Origin of the sequence: Streptomyces sp. A3M-1-3 (genome assembly GCF_024213665.1) — a bacterium.
Lineage (GTDB): Bacteria > Actinomycetota > Actinomycetes > Streptomycetales > Streptomycetaceae > Streptomyces.
In genome coordinates this window covers 98,811-115,832 of sequence record NZ_JANAVP010000012.1, presented here as the reverse complement: position 1 = coordinate 115,832, position 17,022 = coordinate 98,811, and the positions used below count along the sequence as shown (strand labels likewise).

Here is a 17,022-nt window from a genome sequence, read left to right as displayed (position 1 = left end):
GTCAGTCGAACCAGGTGACCTGGACGACGACCCTCTCCCCACGCACATCGGTCAGGTAGGTCAGCATGAGACGGCCGCGACTCTCGGTACGCAGTCCCGGGCTCGGCCCTGTGAAGGCAGCGCCCTCGAGGTAGACCATCGAGTCCCGAGTGGCGATCTCCCCCGCGAGATGCTCGACTTCTGCCAGGACCTCGGGAGACAGACCGTCGAGAAGATCATCCGGATCATGCTCCCAGCGCCAGTCAGCCACCAGCGACCTCACGATGAGCTGCGCGTGCGATCTCCCCGGCCTCCCGGATGGCGCGTGCCCGCGTATCGGAGTCCGCACTGTCCATCGCCCGCTCAGCAGCATGGAGACGCCGCGCGGTCTCCGGATGACGTTCGATCTCAACGACCACTCCCCAGTGCCGGTAGAACATCCGGATGGGGAGGACGCTGTCCTGTTCGCCCGCCTCGACGAATGCCTTCTGCATGTCCTCGAAGAACTCGGCCAGGCGGGACGGAACGACGGTCGCCACGGCGTGCCGCAGCGCAGGGAGCGTCAGAGCGGGCATGGGGATGAGCGGTCCGTCGTGTTCCGCGTGCTGTGCGGTCATCGGTCGGCCCTTCGCTCGTGATCGTTCCCGGCCCACGGACCAGAATAGTGCTCCCGGGTTATTGATCACCGCCCTAACCCCAGCTCGAACCAGGTCGCCTTTCCCCCGCCCGGACCATGGGTGCACACCCCCCAGGCGTCGGCCCCGTACGAGATCAGCTGCATGCCGCGCCCGTGCTCCTCGTCGGAGGCGGGCGTTCGGCAGGCCGGGATGCCGGGTGCCTCGTCGTGGACGAGGACCCGGAGGCGGTGGGGGTCTGCCCACCCGGCGAAGAGGGTGACGGGGGTGGTGCAGTTGCTGCTCGCGCATGCGTTGACCGCGTTGGTGACGGCCTCGGACGTCAGGAGCAGGGCGGTGTCGGCGAGGTCGTGCCGGTCGGCTGCGGTGAGGACCGTACGTACGGCTTCGCGCGCGGCGCGGACCCAGACGGGGTCGGGCGGGAAGACGAGGGATACGTCGGCGGGGGGTGGGCGGTCCTTCATGGGGCCTCCTGGGTTGGCGTCGCTTGCGGTGGCAGTGCCTGATCAAGTCCCCGTGGACCAGGTGCACTTCCGGCTGGGGCGCCGCGGTTCGGTCGATTCGACGGTACGGACATACGTGATGTCGTTACAACCGTGAACGCAATTAATGCCCCTTGTGGGTGACGTCCTCGCAAGCGGGTGGACCACCCGCCTGAGCGCGCGGCAGACTGCGCACGCCCATAGGGAGGGACATATGCCGCCGAGGACCAGCCCGAGCGAGCGACAGCGACGACTCGGTGCAGAACTGCGTAAACTCCGAACCCAGGCCCGGATTTCAGGTGACGACGCAGGCGCGCTGCTCGACGCCGAGCGCACGCGGATCAGTCATATCGAGGCCGGCCGGGTCGATGTCCCGCGTAACGGTCTCTACAAGTTGCTACGCGCCTACGGGTGTCCGGATGGCCCCTACTTCGAGGGACTCATGGAGATGGCCCACGACCGGGGCAAGGGGTGGTGGGACGAGTTCCGTGACGTCGTCGCTCCGGTGGCGTGCGACCTGGCCGAGCTGGAGGTGAACTCGGCTGCCTTGCGTACGCATGAACCCCTATTCATCCCAGGCATGTTGCAGACGGCGACCTACGCTCGTGCCGTGATCTCCGAGGCGGAGAACGACCCACAGCGCACGAATCGATTCGTTGACTTCCGGCTCAACCGCCAGCGGATCCTCTTGGGCGCCACTCCGGTCGAATACCGGGCAGTCATTCACGAAGCGGCATTGCATGCGCAGATCGGCGGGGCCCAAGTGATGCGGAAGCAACTGCTGCGGCTGATCGAGGTGTCTCGACTGTCCAATGTCACGGTGCAGATCTATCCGTTCGAGGCGGGCGCCTACTCCGCGTACAGCCGCTCCTTCGCCATCTTCGGCGGGGTGATGCCGGAGCTCGACACGGTGTATCTGGAGCATCCGCTGACCTCGGTCTTCCTGCGGGATAGCGAACAGGTCGACGAGTACGCCAAGATGTTCGAGAGGCTCTCCGACCTGGCCCTCGCCCCGGTCGACCCAGAGGCAGCGCCGGAGTCGCACGAGTCCCGTGACTCACTGAGCCTGATCCAGCACGTGATGTACGGACTATGAGAAGGAGCCCGATGTCTCAGCTCGACTGGCAGAAGTCATCGTTCAGCGGCGGCGGAGACGGCGAATGCGTAGAGCTGGCCGCCGGATCCCGCACCCGCGTCCACCTGCGCGAGAGCGACCGGCCCGCCCAGGTGGCGATCACGACCCCCACCGCCCTGAGCGCGCTGCTGACCGCCATCAAGACGGGCGGTCTCGACGGCTTCGTAGGCTGAGGGGCGCTGTTGCGCCATTCGTGTTGTTATCGAGGGAGGAAACGCAACGCCCGGAAGGCGGTATGAGTCATGGCCATGGACAAGGGGCTCAAGGCCCGCGACATCATGACCGGCGGGGTGACGTGCGTCGGCGCGCACCAGTCGCTCTTCGAAGCGTCCAAGATGATGCGCGATCTGAATGTGGGCTGTCTGCCCATCTGCGGTGATGACAACAAGCTCAAAGGGATGATCACTGACCGTGACATCGTCGTGAAGTGTTGCGCCGAGGGGATCGACCCGGCCGAGGTACAGGCCGGCTCCCTGGCCGGTACGCTGCACTGGATCGACTCCGAGGCGGACGCCACGACGGCGCTGGAGACCATGGAGACGCACCGGATCAAGCGTCTGCCGGTGATCGACGTCAGCAAGGGCCACAGCCTCGTCGGAATGATCACCGAGGCCAACCTCGCCAAGAACCTCAGCGACGAACAGATCGCGGAGTTCGCGACGCGCGTGTACGCGGCGGCAGGCTAGGACGCGGGGCGGGGCCACTGCGGAATCACCGGGGTGCGGGATCGGGGTAACCCGGGGCCGCCCGGCTTGAGAGTCTGGCGTGCCCCGTCTCCCTGTAAAGGGCGCTCCTGCGTCGCGTCGCTGCGCGATTCCGCTTCGCTCCACCCTTGACAGCGAGCCGCGTCCCGCTGGTGCAGATGAGTGTCGGGCGGCCCCGGGGAGCGGGGCCAGGCACATCAGCTGCTCGGGCGGCCGGGCTTGGCTTAGTGGCCGACGGCCGGTGGGCGGTGCGGGCGCGGCAGGCCGGGGAGGGGCCCGGCCCCGGCTCAGCGGCCGACGGCGGTCTGTTGGCTCGCCACGACGGCCAGCCCGTGATGAGGGGCCGAGGGCTACTCGCGGTAGGCGACCGTCGTCATCATGCCGGACTCCGAGTGGTAGATGTTGTGGCAGTGCAGCATCCACAGACCTGGATTGTCGGCGTCGAAATCCAAGGTCAGTTTGCGGTGCGGCAGGACCGACGCCGTGTCCTTGCGGGCGCCGGCCCCGTTGACGCCTGCCAGGGCGAAGGTGTGGCCGTGCAGATGGATGGGATGCCACATCTCCGTGACGTTGATGAACACCAGCCGGACCCGCTCGCCGGAGCGGACCACTAGGCGCCGTTGCGGGGAGTAGGGCTTGCGGTCGAAGGCCCAGTCGAACTTCTCCATACCGCCCGTCAGCTTGATCTGGATCGTGCGATCCGGCCTGCGCCGGGAGAGGGCGACGGACTCGTCGGGTACGAGGCGGGAGGCCGATGCCAGCACCCTCCGGTACAGCTCGGCCGGACACGCGGACGGCCGCGGGAGCGCTCCGCTGCCGGTGCGCAGGACGGCCATCGCCGAGGCCTTCTTGCCCTCGGCGAGCGCGGTCAGCGGAAAGACCCCGTCCTTGGCGGTGAACAGCACGTCGTACCGCTCGCCCATGCCCACCAGCAGGGCATCGGTCCTGGCATGGCGGACGGGGAAGCCGTCGGTGTGGGCAACCGTCAGCGTGTGACCGCCGAGCGCCACCCGGAAGGCCGTGTCGCCGCCGGCGTTGATGATGCGCAGCCGGATACGGTCGCCGGGCTTGGCGGTGAACTGCGAAGGATCGTCCGGCGTACGCCCGTTGATCAGGTAGTACGGGTAGTCGACCGCGCCCGCGTCGCCGCCGAGCAGGTCGCTCTTCATCCCCATCAGCAACCGGCTCGGGCCGGACTCGGATGCTGCCGAGTCCCCGCCGGACGGTTCGGCCTTCCCCTGGCCGCCATGCCCCATCCCGTGATCCATGCCACCGCCCCTGCCCTTGCGGAGCTGGGCGAACACCCCGTCCGGAGTGGAGCCGTCCACCCCGTCGACCCAGTCGTCGAGGATGACGATCCACTCCCGGTCGTAGGAGAGCGGCTCCTTCGGGTCGTCCACGATCAGCGGCGAGTACATCCCGCGGTCGATCTGCACGCCCGAGTGCGGATGGAACCAGTACGTCCCCGCGTGCGGCACCACGAAGCGGTACGCGAACGACTCGCCCGGCCTGATCGGCGGTTGCGTCACATTGGGCACGCCGTCCATGTCGTTGCGCAGGGCGATGCCGTGCCAGTGCAGCGAGGTGGACTCAGGCAGATGGTTGGCGAGGGTGAGTGCGAGAGTGTCGCCCGCGGTGATCCGGACCTCCTGTCCGGGCAACCGGTCACCGTACAGCCAGGACTTGACGGTGCGTCCGCCGCCCAGCTCGACAGAGCCGGGGGTGGCGGTGAATTTCACGGCGCGGACCGGGCCGTCGACGGGCTTCGCCTCGACGCCGAGCACGGCGGGTCCGGCGCCGTGAGCGCCGTGCTCCGTGGCGCGCGAGCAGGCGGACAGGAGCGCCGAACCAGCCGCGGCGATTCCGGCGCCGAGGACGGCCCGACGCGTGGTGTGGCTGTGCGTGTGCATGACTGAGTGCACCTCGTAGGGATCTCGGTGTTACGTGCGGGATGGGCGCGTCCGCTGCATGGGATGCACGAGGAATGGGCACAACCCGAACGGCGCGTCAGCCATCCGCCTGTGGCCACGAGCAGGGCAACCCCCACGCCCCGAGAACGGCAAGGCATATGACCCCGGGATGCTGCGCGCCGCGCGGGGTCCGGTACGTGGCCATGCCCGGCACCTTACCCCCCGCTCCGTATCCACCGATATACGGACACACCTGGCCCCGGCGATCTCCACTCGCGCTGTCCGGGTCGCTGGTCAGCCAGTCGGTTGCGCGCCACCCACCGGCCTGGCGGCCAACAGGGAGCACCGGCTTCGAGCCGGAGGATGCGTGCACAACAACGCACCCCGGCGGGGCAGGCCCGTCCGACGATCCACCCGGCCGGGTCGGTCACCTGCACCTCGCCGCCCTGGTCCCTGAGCCGGCAGGCAAGCCATCGGTCTCGAACCCGTGGCCCGCCCTCGTCCGAGTTCCTGCCCTGACGCGGTGACGACAGCGCCAATGAAACCGCCGATAGGACACTCTCCCGGATGCCTCATGGATCTTTTTCAGCCGAGGAGCGTGCCGCATCACTAGTGAATTTCAGTCAGCAGTTTCGCCTTAAATCAAGACGCGTGAGCGGAATGCCAAGTTCAAGCAAAGCGGACCGAGGTGCTCCCGTGATTGGAATTCCAGCCTCCGCAAATCGAACCTTCACCCCAGCCCCCAAACCCATCATTTGGTGATCTTGCACACTCCGACGCGACGACGCAGTGGACATATCAGAGTTTTTCATAGCATTTGAGAGATCCAAATAAATATGCTCGAATATTCTAAAAAGTATGATTAAACCTCCCGGCCGATTTTAGGCAGAACCAGCCAGAATGGGACTCCTTAAGAACTGTCCGTAATGCGGTGTTGCACTTCCCTCGTGCGGTTGACTCGCAATTCGTGCAGCTTTCCGATTCACGGAAAAGCCGCGCCTGTCACAGAACCGCAAGAAAAGGTGAACCAGTGTTCAAGGGTGTTTCAATAGCACGCTCCAGCATCGTGCTTGCCGCGTCTTCGGCCCTCCTCCTTGGGGCCTTTTCCAGCAATGCATCAGCTGCTGGTAATCAACGCAAGAATGCGAAGACCGGGGCCTGCCTGGCCGCTAGCCTCCACATGGGCTCGTGGGAGACAAACGCTCGTAAGTGTGGACAGGCCAACGGCACCACGACATGGAAGATAACCGGTTCACAGGGCGGCACGAGGACCTTCCAGAAGGAGGGTTACTGCCTCGACTCGAACGCCGGCGGCAAGGTCTACATGAAAAAGTGCAACGGCGGTAACTATCAGAAGTGGCAGGAGCAATATGTGGCCGCTGGGTGGAAGTACAAGAACGTCGCCACGGGACGCTACTTGGACGCCAACAGCGGCGGAAACGTTTACACGGAGCCCGGGAATGGTGGCCTGTATCAGGTGTGGAAGGTCTCCTAGCCCACGCTCGTGATCCTCATGAAGCCCGTGCCCTCGTGATCAGCTGAGCCTGACGATTCCAGCCGGAATCTGCACAGCGGACACGAGCGTCTCACGCGTGTGGGGCCGCAAGCTCTGGAGCTCGCGGCCCCACACGCGCAGGGGTGGAGACGGCCACTCCCTCCACCCCATCGGTTTGACACCTAGGATCACGGCTATCGTGACCACCTACACCCGTGTGCAGGTGTGTCGAGAGAGAAGCAGATCCTCCTCATTGCTGCGGTTTCGTGGAGGACGCTGGTGAGGCCGATCGAGGCCAGCGAGGGGGAACGGCCGTGAACGCCGACAACCAGAATCACGACCTACCCGAAGGCCACTCGCGGCGCGGTGCAATGGGGCCCCCCAATACGCCTGAACGCGAACACCGGTCACCTCGCTTCGGTGACGCGTCCGCTGGTGCGTGGACAGAGCCACCCGCTCGGGCGGCCCCGCCGTCATTCATGCCATCTACCGCGTTACCGTCACCTCACGGCGACACCGACACCGTGCAGCTCCACGCCGTGCCCGGTCCTGCGCGCCGTTCGCATGCGCCGGACATGCTCGCAGGTCTGCAGACGGATCAGCGGGGACAGACACCTCCCACCCCATCGCCCCCGAAGAGAAGCGGGAAGGCGCATAGCCTGCTCAAGTCGAGCGCGCTCATGGCTGCAGGCACCATCGTCTCCCGGTTGACCGGCTTCCTGCGCACCCTCGTGATGGCGGCCGCGATCGGTATCGGCACGCTCAACGACTCGTACCAGGTTGCCAACACCCTACCCACGATGATCTACGTCCTGGTGGGCGGAGGTGCACTCAACGCGGTCTTCATCCCCCAGCTGGTCCGGGCCATGAAGGAGGGGGATGGTGAGGCATATGCCAACCGACTCCTGACCCTTGTCGTCGTCTTGCTTGGCGGCGTCACCAGCATCTGTGTTCTGGCCGCTCCGCTCCTCATCCCCATGATGTCGGCGAAGTTTGCCTCCGACCCCCACACGATCGACGTGGCAGTCGCATTCGCCCGCTACTGCCTGCCCACCATGTTCTTCATGGGCATCCACGTAGTCCTCGGCCAGATTCTCAATGCGCACGGCAGGTTCGGGGCGATGATGTGGACCCCGGTGCTCAACAACCTTGTTGTCATCGCTACCTTCGGCGGCTTCATCTGGGCTTTCGGCAGCTTCACAGCGTCCGGGGTGAGCCCGGCCAACATCACGCCTGAAGGCGTTCGGCTGCTGGGCATCGGCACGCTTCTCGGCCTTGCCGTCCAGGCTCTGGCCATGCTGCCCTACCTTCGCGAAGCAGGGTTCAAGCTCCGACTGCGATTCGATTGGAAGGGGCAAGGTCTTGGCAAAGCCGCCGGTCTCGCCAAGTGGACCTTCCTTTTCGTCCTCGCCAACCAATTCGGCATGATCGTTGTGACGCAGCTCGCCACCTGGGCCGGCGCAATCGCCGAGAAGCAGGGCTATTCGGGCACGGGCATCACGGCCTACAACTACGCCCTACTTCTGTGGCAGATGCCGCAGGCGATCATCACTGTCTCCGTAATGACCGCAGTCCTGCCACGCATCTCCCGCTCAGCCCACGACGGTGACACTGCCGCCATCCGAGACGACATCTCCTACGGGCTGCGCACCTCTGCCGTGGCGATCGTTCCCAGCGCCTTCGCATTCCTCGCTCTGGGAGTCCCGATCGCCTCTCTTCTTTACGCCGGCTCCGGCGCAGGCGCACGAGGCGTCGGCTACGTCCTTATGGCTTTCGGGCTGGGCCTGATCCCTTACTCCGTCCAATACGTAGTGCTCCGCGGCTTCTACGCCTACGAGGACACCCGCACGCCCTTCTACAACACTGTCATCGTCGCCCTGGTCAATGCCACCGCCTCGGCGATGTGCTTCGCAGTGTTGCCGCCACGCTGGGCCGTCGTCGGCATGGGCGCCTCGTACGGGATGGCATACGCCGTCGGTGTGGGGGTGGCTTGGCGCCGATTGCGCAAGCGCCTGGGCGGGGACCTGGACGGCCAGCGCATCCGACGCACCTACGCGCGCCTCATCAGCGCATCCATACCAGCAGCATTGGCAGGCGGCGCCGTCGCCCTCCTTCTCAGCTCCAACTTGGGAGGCGGGGCTCTCGCGTCTCTGGCCTCGCTCACGGGCGGCAGTATCGTGCTTGGCGGGCTGTTCTTCCTCGCAGCAAAGCGGATGCGAGTGGAGGAACTGAACACGCTGGTCGCCATGATTCGCGGTCGCATGCACTGAAACTGCCTCACCGAGCCGCCCCCGGACACGTCCGGCCTGCATGCAGGCACGCCCCGGCCGGGTGTGGGGGTGTCCGGCCGGGGCGCGCCCTTGGGGGGTGGCTCAGGGGGCTGATCAGAGCTGATCAGCTGTGATCTGGGGCTACTCGTACGCCGCGAACGCCTTCGTGAAGGCCAGCGGCTGCTGGACGATCGAGGAGCACGTGGCGTCCGCGTAGTTCTTCGCGCCGCCCGGGCACTCCTTGTCGCGGGTCGACGACCACATCGACAGCCACCCCAGCCCCTTGGACTTGGCGAAGTTCACCAGCTGAGTCGCGTCGTCGACCTTGAAGATCTCCGTGGTGACGTCATTGACGCCGATCATCGGGGTCACCGCGACGGCCTTCCAGGCGGCCGCGTCGGACAGGCCGAGGACTCCCCTGATCTGCGCCTGCGTCGCGGTCGCGGCCTGGATGGCGTACTCGCCCATGTCACCGCTGTATGCCGGCCCGTAGTCCATCGCCATGATGTTGACGGCGTTGATCTTCACGCCGTTCTTCTTCGCATCGGCCAGCAGGTCGATCCCGCGCTGGGTCAGCCCCTCCGGCATCACCGGCAACGTAAAGGAGACGTCCAGGCCCGGGTGCGACTTCTGCAGCTGCGTGATGGCCTGCGCCCGCCGGGTGTTGGCCGCCGTGTCCGGCAGGGCCGCGCCCTCGATGTCGAAGTCCGCCTTGGTGAGCTTGTACGTGTCGATGACCTTGCCGTACGCCGCCGCCAGGGCCGACGCGGAGGAGCAGTTGAGCGCCAGCTCGTGGCCGGCCGCCCCGCCGAAGGAGACCCGGACGTCGCCGCCCTTGGCCCGCAGCGCGCCGATCTGCGACGCGACCTTGTCGCTCGCCAGGTCGGTGACACCGCCCCACAGCGGCGCGCAGCTGCCGCCCGAGGTGATGAAGGCGAGGTTGAACTCCTTCACCCCCGTCTTGGTAGCGGTGTCCACCAGGTCGTACGCCGGGTACAGCGAGGTGTCGATGTACGGGGCATAACCCGCGGCGGTCCCGGTGCCGCCGCCCGGGGTGCCGGTCTGCGTCGGCGTGGGGGTGGGCTTCTGCGTAGGCGTAGCCGTACCCGTAGGCACAGCGGTCGGCGTCGGCTTGGCCGTGGGCGTCGGCTTCGGCGGCTCCGTAGGACGGCCGCTCGGCTCAGGCGTGGCCCCTCCGTCGACGGAGCACTTGGCCTGGTTGATGAGGCAGCCGGTGGGGTCGGCGGCGGAGCCGTCGGACGACGTCACGAAGCCGACGGTGACGGACGCACCAGGCGCCAGGTCCTTGTTCCAGCTCGCGGGCTTGACGGTGACGTGGCTGCCCTTGACGGCGTGTTCGCCGTTCCAGAGCGAGCTGATCTTCGTACCGGCCGGCAGGTCGAACTCGAGCGTCCAGTCCGCCTGGGCCTTGTCGGTGGCGTTGGTGACGACGTACTGGCCGGTGTAACCGCCCGTCCAGCCGCTGGTCCTGGTGTACGCCGCGCCGACAGCCGCGGCCTGCGCCGTGCCCGTGAGCGCGAACGCGGCTCCGCCGATCACTGCCGCGGCGACGACGGCGCCGACGGCCTTCGTCTTCCCGCTCGCCCTGCGCCGGTGCGTACTGCTCATTACGTGCCTGCCTCTGCGTTACGAGAGTGGGGGTGGGTGCGGGCAGCACGCTAGCGAGACCGATTCGGACAAATGCCCGGAGCGGGACGGCGGTTGAGGATCTTAGGGCTCGCTTAAGGAAGGCATCGGGAGCCATTAATGGTTAAGGCCAATCGTGGTCAGCCGCTCACAGGCGGCGACGCCGCCTGACGCCGCCCCGGTGCCCCCGCCTGCCGCCCCCGCCGGAGGACTCGCGGCCGTCCAGCGCGATCCAGATCCGTACCTCCGTGCCGCCCAGCACCGAGCGCCCTATGCGTACGTCGCCGCCCGTCGACTCCGCGACCCGGCGGACGATGTCCAGGCCGAGGCCCGTGGAGCCGTCGCGGTCGCCGTCGTTGCCGCGGCGCAGCGCCGCGTCCGGGTCATCGATGCCCGGCCCGGCGTCCGAGACGAGGATGATCACCGAGTTGCTCTCGGCACCGCCGTTGTGGACGTCCACCGAGAAGGCCGTGCCCTCGGGGGTGTGCCGGAAGACGTTGCCGAGCATCGCGTCGAGCGCGGCGGCCAGTTCGGGCCTGGCGACGGGGATACGTACCGGCCGGTCCACGCCCGCGAGACGGACCTTGCGGCCCTCGTCCTCGGCCAGCGCGGACCAGAAGTCCATCCGCTCGCGGACCACTTCGGACGCGTCGCAGCCCGCACCCGGCCCGGGCGGGCCCTGCGTCTGCGGGCGCTGCTCGCGCGCGGTGCGGATGATGGTGTCGACCTCGCGTTCCAGCTGCTCGACCGCCGCGCGGGTCTGGTCGGCGGCGGGTCCCTCGCCCAGCGAGGCGGCGTTGAGCCGCAGCACGGTGAGCGGGGTGCGGAGGCGGTGCGAGAGGTCGGCGGCCAGTTCGCGTTCGTTGGTCAGGAGCTGGACGACCTGGTCGGCCATGGAGTTGAACGCGACGGCGGCGGACCGCAGTTCGGTCGGCCCCTCCTCGGGCACCCGCGCCCCGAGCCGCCCCTCCCCCAGGTCCTGCGCCGCGTCCGCGAGCCGCTTGGCCGGCTGGATCAGCCGTACGCCGAGCCGGTCCGCGACCGCGACCGAGCCGATGATCAGCGCGATCCCGACGCCCGCCAGCACCACCCACGCGGTGGTCACGCCATTGCTGACCTCGCCCTCCGGGACGAAGACCTCGACGATCGCGATCTTGCCGGTGTTGAGCGCGGTGGGCTGCAGCAGCGCCGAGCCGCCGGTCACCTCCGAGATCGAGGCACGGCCCAGCCGGCGGGTGGTGTCCAGGTCCCGCTGGGCGGCCCGGCGCATGCCGATCTCCAGGGCCGGACTGCCCGGTTCACCGGAGGCGGGGATGTGCACGGCCATCCGGTTCGCGGCGCCGGCCTGGGTGGAGGCGACGGCCCTCTCCAGCTGGTCGCGGTCGGTGGTGATGGAGAGCGTCGGGCCGATCGCGGCGGCCTGCCGCTCGGCGTTGGAGAAGGCCCGGTCGCTGGCCATCTCCTTGATGACCATCCCGAGCGGTACGGCGAAGGCCACCACGACCATCGCCGTGACGGCCAGGCACACCTTGACCAGTGCCCATCTCATGAGCGCTCGCCCTGCGGCGGCTCCAGCTTCACACCCACGCCCCGCAGCGTGTGCAGATAGCGCGGCCGGGCCGCCGTCTCGCCCAGCTTCCGGCGCAGCCAGGACAAATGCACATCAATCGTCTGGTCGTCGCCGTACGACTGCTGCCACACCTCGGCGAGCAGCTCCTTGCGCGGTACGACCACTCCCGGCCGCCCGGCGAGGAACGCCAGCAGGTCGAACTCGCGCCGGGTCAGGTCCAGTTCGGTCCCGTCCAGCTCGGCCTGCCTGCGCAGCGGATCGATGGACAGCCCGCCGACCTGGATGACACGCGAGGGCGGTTCGGCGCCGGCGGCGGCGCGCGCCCGGCGCAGTACGGCCGCCATCCGCGCCGACAGGTGCTCCACCGAGAACGGCTTCGTCAGGTAGTCGTCGGCGCCGTCGTTCAGCAGCCGTACGATCTCGGTCTCGTCGTCCCGCGCGGTGGCGATGATCACCGGTACGTCGGTGATGCCGCGCAGCATCTTCAGCGCCTCTGATCCGTCGAGATCGGGCAGCCCAAGGTCCAGAATGACCACGTCGAAGCGGAAATGGGCGACCTCCCGCAGCGCCTCCAGGGCCGTACCGACGCTCCGCACGATGTGGGAGGCCTCGGTCAGGTGCCGGATGAGGGCGGAGCGCACGAACTGGTCGTCCTCGACCACGAGCACACTTGCCATGGGCGGCACCGTACGCCATAGGGGGGATGCCGGGCACAGGGCGGCACACGGCGGCACAGGCCCCGGACCGCCCGCCCCCCTCCGGCCACTCCGGGTCCCCGCGCGACACGGATGGGACGGGTGGGGCAGTATGGCCCGCGATGCAACGAGGACTCGTACACGGCTTGGCTTGGTCGCTCGCCACGGGCGCGGCGGTCACGCTGTCGTGGTGGGGCGTCCACACGGTCATGGCGGGCACGGCGTACGACCGGCCGCGCGCCCTCCCCATCAGCGCCGAAGCCGCCAGGAAGACCCCGGCGCCGCTCTCCTCCGCCACGCAACGCCCGGAAACATCCGCTTCGCCGGACAAGTCCGGTGAGCCGCCGACCACTCCGGACGGCAAACCGTCCGGCAGGCCGAGCCGCGGCGCTTCCAACTCCACGCCGCCGAGCGGCCCCGGCACGTCCGGCTCAGGCTCAGGCTCCGGCTCAGGGCCCGGCTCCGGCTCCGCATCCGCCGGAAATGTGAAGGGCTACACGGTCGACGGCGGCAGGGTCGTCTTCGATCTCGGCGACACCTCGGCCGAACTGGTCTCGGCGACGCCCTCGGCCGGCTGGCAGATGCAGGTCTGGAAGCAGCCCACCTGGATCAGGGTCACGTTCACCCGGGACGGCCGCGAACTCTCGGTCTTCTGCACCTGGCACGACCACCCGCCGCTCGTCGAGACCTACGAGCGCTGACCGCGGATTCGCGCCTACCGGAACACCGAGGGCGGCGGCGCCGGTGACGGCGCCGCGTCCGCGTCGGAGACCACGGCCGCTCCGCCGGTGAAGTCCGCGAGGGCCCGGCCGTGTTCGACCCGGCCGGGGTGCGGGTCGCTCGCGACCCGGCGGGTCAGCTCCGCGACCGGCAGTTCCCGGTCGGCGGCCAGCAGTACGGCGTTGCCGAATCGGCGGCCGCGGAACACCACCGGGTCGGCGGCCAGGGCGAGTTCCGGGAAGCGTGCGGCGGCGGTGGCGATCTGGCCGCGCAGATGGGTGAGCGGCGGGCCGTCGGCGAGATTGGCGGCGTACCAGCCGGTGGGCGCCAGGACCCGGCGCACCTCGTCGAGGAATTCCGTACTGGTGAGATGAGCGGGGGTACGGGCGGCGCTGAACACGTCCGCTATCACCAGGTCCGCCCAGCCGTCCGGCACCTTGGCGAGCCCGGCCCGGGCATCGGTGGAGCGGACCCGTATCCGGGCGTTGGCGTCCAACGGCAGCTCGCGGCGGACCAGTTGGACGAGGGCCGCGTCCAGTTCGACGATCTGCTGGGTGGAGCGGGGGCGGGTGGCCGCGATGTAGCGGGCGAGGGTGAAGGCGCCGCCGCCGAGGTGCACGACGCGCAGCGGCTGCTTCGGCGGGGCGACGAGGTCGGCGATGTGCCCGATCCGGCGCTGGTACGCGAAGTCGAGATACGCGGGATCGTCGAGGTCCACATGCGACTGGGGCGCGCCGTCCACCAGCAGCGTCCAGCCCCGGGACCGCTCAGGGTCCGGTATCAGCTCGGCGAGACCGCCGTCCACCTGCTCGACGACGGCTTCGGGGGTACGCCCGCGCCCACCGCGCCGTCTGTCCTTCGCCACCTGGCCATTATTCAGGCTGCGGACCCTTGCGCGCTCAGCGGGCAGCGGCCGGCGGCAGCTAGCGGCAGCTGTCAGCGGCCTCGATCAGCCGGGCCGCCTCGCCCAGAGCGGCCCGCAGCACGGCAGGGTCGGTGACCGGGTCCGCGCTGCCGGGAGGCAGCAGCCAGCCGGTGCCGGCGACCAGGGGCGCGGGGGCGAGGGGGGTCTCCGGAGCGCCGGTCGCGCCACCGACGTCAAGTCGCAGCCCGCGCCCGGACGTCTGCGTACAGGCGCTGCCCGGCAGGTCCCAGGCGTCGGCGGTGCCGGGGGGCACCAGGAAGCCGAGGGTGTCGCACGTGCCGTCGTGCAGTACAGGACCGACAGCGGCCGGATCCGTCCCGCGCCGCAGGATGTCCACCGCCTCCAGGCCCTGCCGGGCCGGAACGGTCACCAGGTCGCAGGGCTCCGCGCCGCCGTGCGAGATGTCCAGGACGTCCGGCATGGCGCCGGCCTCCTGAGTGGGCCTGTGCGTAGCGGTGACAGTGCTCGAGCCGCTGGTCTCCATGCCGGCCTCCAACAAGGGAACCCCTCCTCGTCCGGGATGGGAGCCGCCTCCCACTCCGCATGGTTCAACGCGGGACGACGTCAACAGGTGTGGTGGGATGCCGCCGCAAAGGATGGCAGTTCATGGCGGATCGTGGGTGAGATATCCGGTTTGTAGCCAAACACCACGTGAGCACTCCGTCACAGGCGGTACGTTTTTGCGCGCCGGCCCCTCGGGCACAGGCAGCGCACCGCAGCACGCTTCGCCAGATTTGCCAGAGAGGCCCGGCCATGGCGTCGACACTCCCGTCACCGAACCTTGCGTTCCGCTTGTTGCGCGGACAGCGCTCACCCGGCGAGTTCGCGGCGGCGGTGCGCAGGGCGGCCCGGGAGATCGGCGAGACGGTCGCGTGCGACGCGCGCTACATCGGGCGGGTGGAGGCCGGCGAGATCCGCTGCCCCAACTACGCGTACGAGCGGGTGTTCCTGCACATGTTCCCCGGCCGGACGCTGACCGACCTGGGCTTCGCGGCCCGCGAGGCGGTACGCGGCCGGGGCCCGCGCCCGGTGCCGCCGGCTCCCTCTGTTCCCCTGTTCGTCAGTTGCACCAAGGAGAGCGACGTGCTGCGTCGCGCGTTCATGACCGGCGGATCCGCCACCGTGGCAGCCGCGTCCCTGGGGCTCGGCCCCGCACTGGCCTCCCTCGGCGGCGACGGCCGCCGCGTCGCCCACCGGGTCGGCGAGGCCGAGGCCACCGCCGTCGAGGAAGCCGTACGGCAGATCCGGCTGCTCGACGACCGGCACGGTGCCGACGGCCTCTACAGACGCGCCGCGCAGCCGCTGCGCACCGCGTACGCGCTGCTCGACGCCGACGCCGTACGCCAGTCCACGACTGACCGGCTGCACGCCGGCGCGGGCGAACTGGCCATCTCCGTCGGCTGGCTGGCGCACGACTCCGGCCGCTTCGACGATGCCCGCTCGCACTACGCGGAGGCGCTCGCCACCGCGCGGGTCTCCGGCGACCCGGCCCTGGAGGCGCATGCCTTCTGCAACACCGCCTTCCTCGCACGGGACGCGGGGCGGCCGCGTGAGGCGGTACGTGCAGCCCAGGCCGGCCAGCGGGCGGCCCGGCACCTGGGCTCCGCCCGGCTGCTCACGCTGCTCACGCTCCGGGAGGCCGGCGGGTGGGCGGGGCTCGGCGACCGCACCGGGTGCGAGGAGGCGCTGGGGCGGGCCCACACCCTGTTCGGGCGCGGGCCCTGTGACGCCGATCCCGAGTGGATGTCCTTCTTCGGCGACGCCGAGCTGGAGGCGTTGGAGGCGCAGTGCTGGTCCGCGCTCGGGGACTGGCCACGGGCCGCGCGCCACGCGCGGCGGGCGGCGGCTTTGCAGGACCCGCATTTCGCCCGCAATGTCGCGCTCTACACGTCGGAACTGGCCGACGACCTTGCCCGTGCGGGCGAGCCGGACGACGCGGCCTCGGCGGGGCAGCGGGTGCTGGATCTGCTGGACGAAGTCCAGTCGTCCCGGGTCCAGACGATGCTGGCGGGCACTGCACGGGTGCTGCTCCCGCACCGCCGGTCGCCGGACGTCGCGGAGTTCCTGACCCGCCACGCGGCATCGGCGCCGACGCCGGCGTGACGGCGGGGCCGGTGGATGCGGCGCCGCGCGCCGCTCGCCGGGCGAGTCACAGCGACTCGGGGACGGGAACGTCAGGATTCCAGGTGGGCCGTGTCGTTCCAGCGTTCCACTGCCGGGTCGCCGTACGCCCAGCCCAGGACCGACAGTGACGTCGGGTCCAGGCGGATGCGGGCCGCGAAGGACGGGGCCAGGCCCAGCCAGCGCGCGCCCAGTACCCGCAGGATGTGGCCGTGCGCGAAGACCAGGACGTCGCGGTCCGCCGAGCGGGCCCAGGCCACGACCTCGTCCGCGCGGGCGCCGACCTCGGCCAGCGTCTCCCCCTCCGGGACCCCGTCGCGCCAGATGAACCAGTCGGGCCGCAGGGCCTTGATCTCGCCCGGGTCCAGGCCCTCGTACGCGCCGTAGTCCCACTCCATCAGGGCGTCCCACTCCTCCGCCCGGTCGCCGAAGCCGGCCAGCTCGCAGGTGTCGCGAGCCCTGAGGAGGGGGCTGGTACGGACTTCGACGCCGGGCAGTCCCGACCACGGCGACGCCCGGTGAAGTCGCTCCCCCAGCAGCTTCGCGCCGCTCCGGCCCTCGTCCAGGAGCGGGATGTCCGTCCGGCCGGTGTGTTTCCCGGCCAGCGACCAGGCGGTCTGTCCGTGCCGGGCCAGCAGGATGCGGGGTGCCATGGCGGTGTCTCCCGGGGTGCGCGGGGTGCGGGGCGTGCTTGATCTCCATCATCGCGCATGTGAACGACAGGCAACCCCACG

The 17,022-nt window shown here is 69.3% G+C and carries 17 protein-coding genes; 7 read left to right on the top strand and 10 right to left on the bottom strand.

The genetic code is table 11. From position 1 onward, the window contains the following. Position 1: 1 nt before the first annotated feature. The 3 genes from NLX86_RS16045 to NLX86_RS16035 form a co-directional block, all read right to left on the bottom strand. Positions 2–250 (bottom strand): hypothetical protein, encoded by a 249-nt coding sequence (locus tag NLX86_RS16045; RefSeq protein WP_254372377.1) that lies wholly within the window; start codon positions 248–250, stop codon positions 2–4. Continuing rightward, entirely contained in the window at positions 243–596 is a 354-nt protein-coding gene (locus NLX86_RS16040; protein ID WP_254372376.1) for a hypothetical protein, read from the bottom strand. Before NLX86_RS16040 ends, NLX86_RS16045 begins: the two co-directional genes overlap by 8 nt. A 65-nt stretch (positions 597–661) precedes the next feature. Further along, positions 662–1,078, bottom strand: coding sequence for an ATP-binding protein (locus tag NLX86_RS16035; protein ID WP_254372375.1), 417 nt, complete (start codon positions 1,076–1,078; stop codon positions 662–664). Between the two features lie 232 nt (positions 1,079–1,310). Here NLX86_RS16035 and NLX86_RS16030 point away from each other — a divergent pair, with 232 nt between their 5' ends. From NLX86_RS16030 to NLX86_RS16020, 3 genes are all read left to right on the top strand, one after another. Beyond that, positions 1,311–2,192, top strand: coding sequence for a helix-turn-helix transcriptional regulator (locus NLX86_RS16030; RefSeq protein WP_254372374.1), 882 nt, complete (start codon positions 1,311–1,313; stop codon positions 2,190–2,192). Positions 2,193–2,203: 11 nt separating this feature from the next. Beyond that, positions 2,204–2,404, top strand: a complete 201-nt coding sequence (locus NLX86_RS16025) for a DUF397 domain-containing protein (RefSeq protein WP_254372373.1) — start codon at positions 2,204–2,206, stop codon at positions 2,402–2,404. 75 nt (positions 2,405–2,479) lie between these two features. Next, complete coding sequence (locus NLX86_RS16020; protein ID WP_254372448.1) at positions 2,480–2,917, top strand: CBS domain-containing protein; 438 nt, start codon at positions 2,480–2,482, stop codon at positions 2,915–2,917. A gap of 368 nt (positions 2,918–3,285) precedes the next feature. Here NLX86_RS16020 and NLX86_RS16015 read toward each other — a convergent pair whose 3' ends face one another. Next, complete coding sequence (locus NLX86_RS16015) at positions 3,286–4,845, bottom strand: multicopper oxidase family protein (protein WP_254372372.1); 1,560 nt, start codon at positions 4,843–4,845, stop codon at positions 3,286–3,288. A 1,030-nt stretch (positions 4,846–5,875) separates the two neighbouring features. On the opposite strand from NLX86_RS16015, the gene NLX86_RS16010 reads away from it, so the two are divergent. Then, positions 5,876–6,340, top strand: coding sequence for an RICIN domain-containing protein (locus tag NLX86_RS16010; protein WP_254372371.1), 465 nt, complete (start codon positions 5,876–5,878; stop codon positions 6,338–6,340). Between the two features lie 371 nt (positions 6,341–6,711). Continuing rightward, positions 6,712–8,610: a murein biosynthesis integral membrane protein MurJ gene (murJ, locus tag NLX86_RS16005; RefSeq protein WP_302061403.1), complete on the top strand. Its 1,899-nt coding sequence runs from the start codon at positions 6,712–6,714 to the stop codon at positions 8,608–8,610. Positions 8,611–8,751: 141 nt separating this feature from the next. Here the strand turns inward: murJ and NLX86_RS16000 are convergent, their stop codons facing one another. The 3 genes from NLX86_RS16000 to NLX86_RS15990 form a co-directional block, all read right to left on the bottom strand. Further along, positions 8,752–10,239, bottom strand: a complete 1,488-nt coding sequence (locus NLX86_RS16000; RefSeq protein ID WP_254372369.1) for a cellulose binding domain-containing protein — start codon at positions 10,237–10,239, stop codon at positions 8,752–8,754. A gap of 166 nt (positions 10,240–10,405) precedes the next feature. Further along, positions 10,406–11,806 (bottom strand): HAMP domain-containing sensor histidine kinase, encoded by a 1,401-nt coding sequence (locus tag NLX86_RS15995; protein WP_254372368.1) that lies wholly within the window; start codon positions 11,804–11,806, stop codon positions 10,406–10,408. Next, complete coding sequence (locus NLX86_RS15990) at positions 11,803–12,504, bottom strand: response regulator transcription factor (protein ID WP_254372367.1); 702 nt, start codon at positions 12,502–12,504, stop codon at positions 11,803–11,805. Before NLX86_RS15990 ends, NLX86_RS15995 begins: the two co-directional genes overlap by 4 nt. Positions 12,505–12,644: 140 nt before the next feature. Here NLX86_RS15990 and NLX86_RS15985 point away from each other — a divergent pair, with 140 nt between their 5' ends. Continuing rightward, positions 12,645–13,223, top strand: a complete 579-nt coding sequence (locus tag NLX86_RS15985; protein WP_254372366.1) for a hypothetical protein — start codon at positions 12,645–12,647, stop codon at positions 13,221–13,223. Positions 13,224–13,237: 14 nt separating this feature from the next. Here the strand turns inward: NLX86_RS15985 and NLX86_RS15980 are convergent, their stop codons facing one another. Both NLX86_RS15980 and NLX86_RS15975 read right to left on the bottom strand, forming a co-directional pair. Next, positions 13,238–14,107: a fused MFS/spermidine synthase gene (locus NLX86_RS15980; RefSeq protein ID WP_254372365.1), complete on the bottom strand. Its 870-nt coding sequence runs from the start codon at positions 14,105–14,107 to the stop codon at positions 13,238–13,240. A gap of 58 nt (positions 14,108–14,165) precedes the next feature. Next, positions 14,166–14,651, bottom strand: a complete 486-nt coding sequence (locus tag NLX86_RS15975) for a hypothetical protein (RefSeq protein WP_254372364.1) — start codon at positions 14,649–14,651, stop codon at positions 14,166–14,168. A gap of 269 nt (positions 14,652–14,920) precedes the next feature. Here NLX86_RS15975 and NLX86_RS15970 point away from each other — a divergent pair, with 269 nt between their 5' ends. Then, positions 14,921–16,270, top strand: coding sequence for a tetratricopeptide repeat protein (locus NLX86_RS15970; protein ID WP_254372363.1), 1,350 nt, complete (start codon positions 14,921–14,923; stop codon positions 16,268–16,270). 71 nt (positions 16,271–16,341) lie between these two features. On the opposite strand, the gene NLX86_RS15965 is transcribed toward NLX86_RS15970, so the two are convergent. Then, positions 16,342–16,941 (bottom strand): histidine phosphatase family protein, encoded by a 600-nt coding sequence (locus NLX86_RS15965; protein ID WP_254372362.1) that lies wholly within the window; start codon positions 16,939–16,941, stop codon positions 16,342–16,344. Positions 16,942–17,022: the final 81 nt, after the last annotated feature.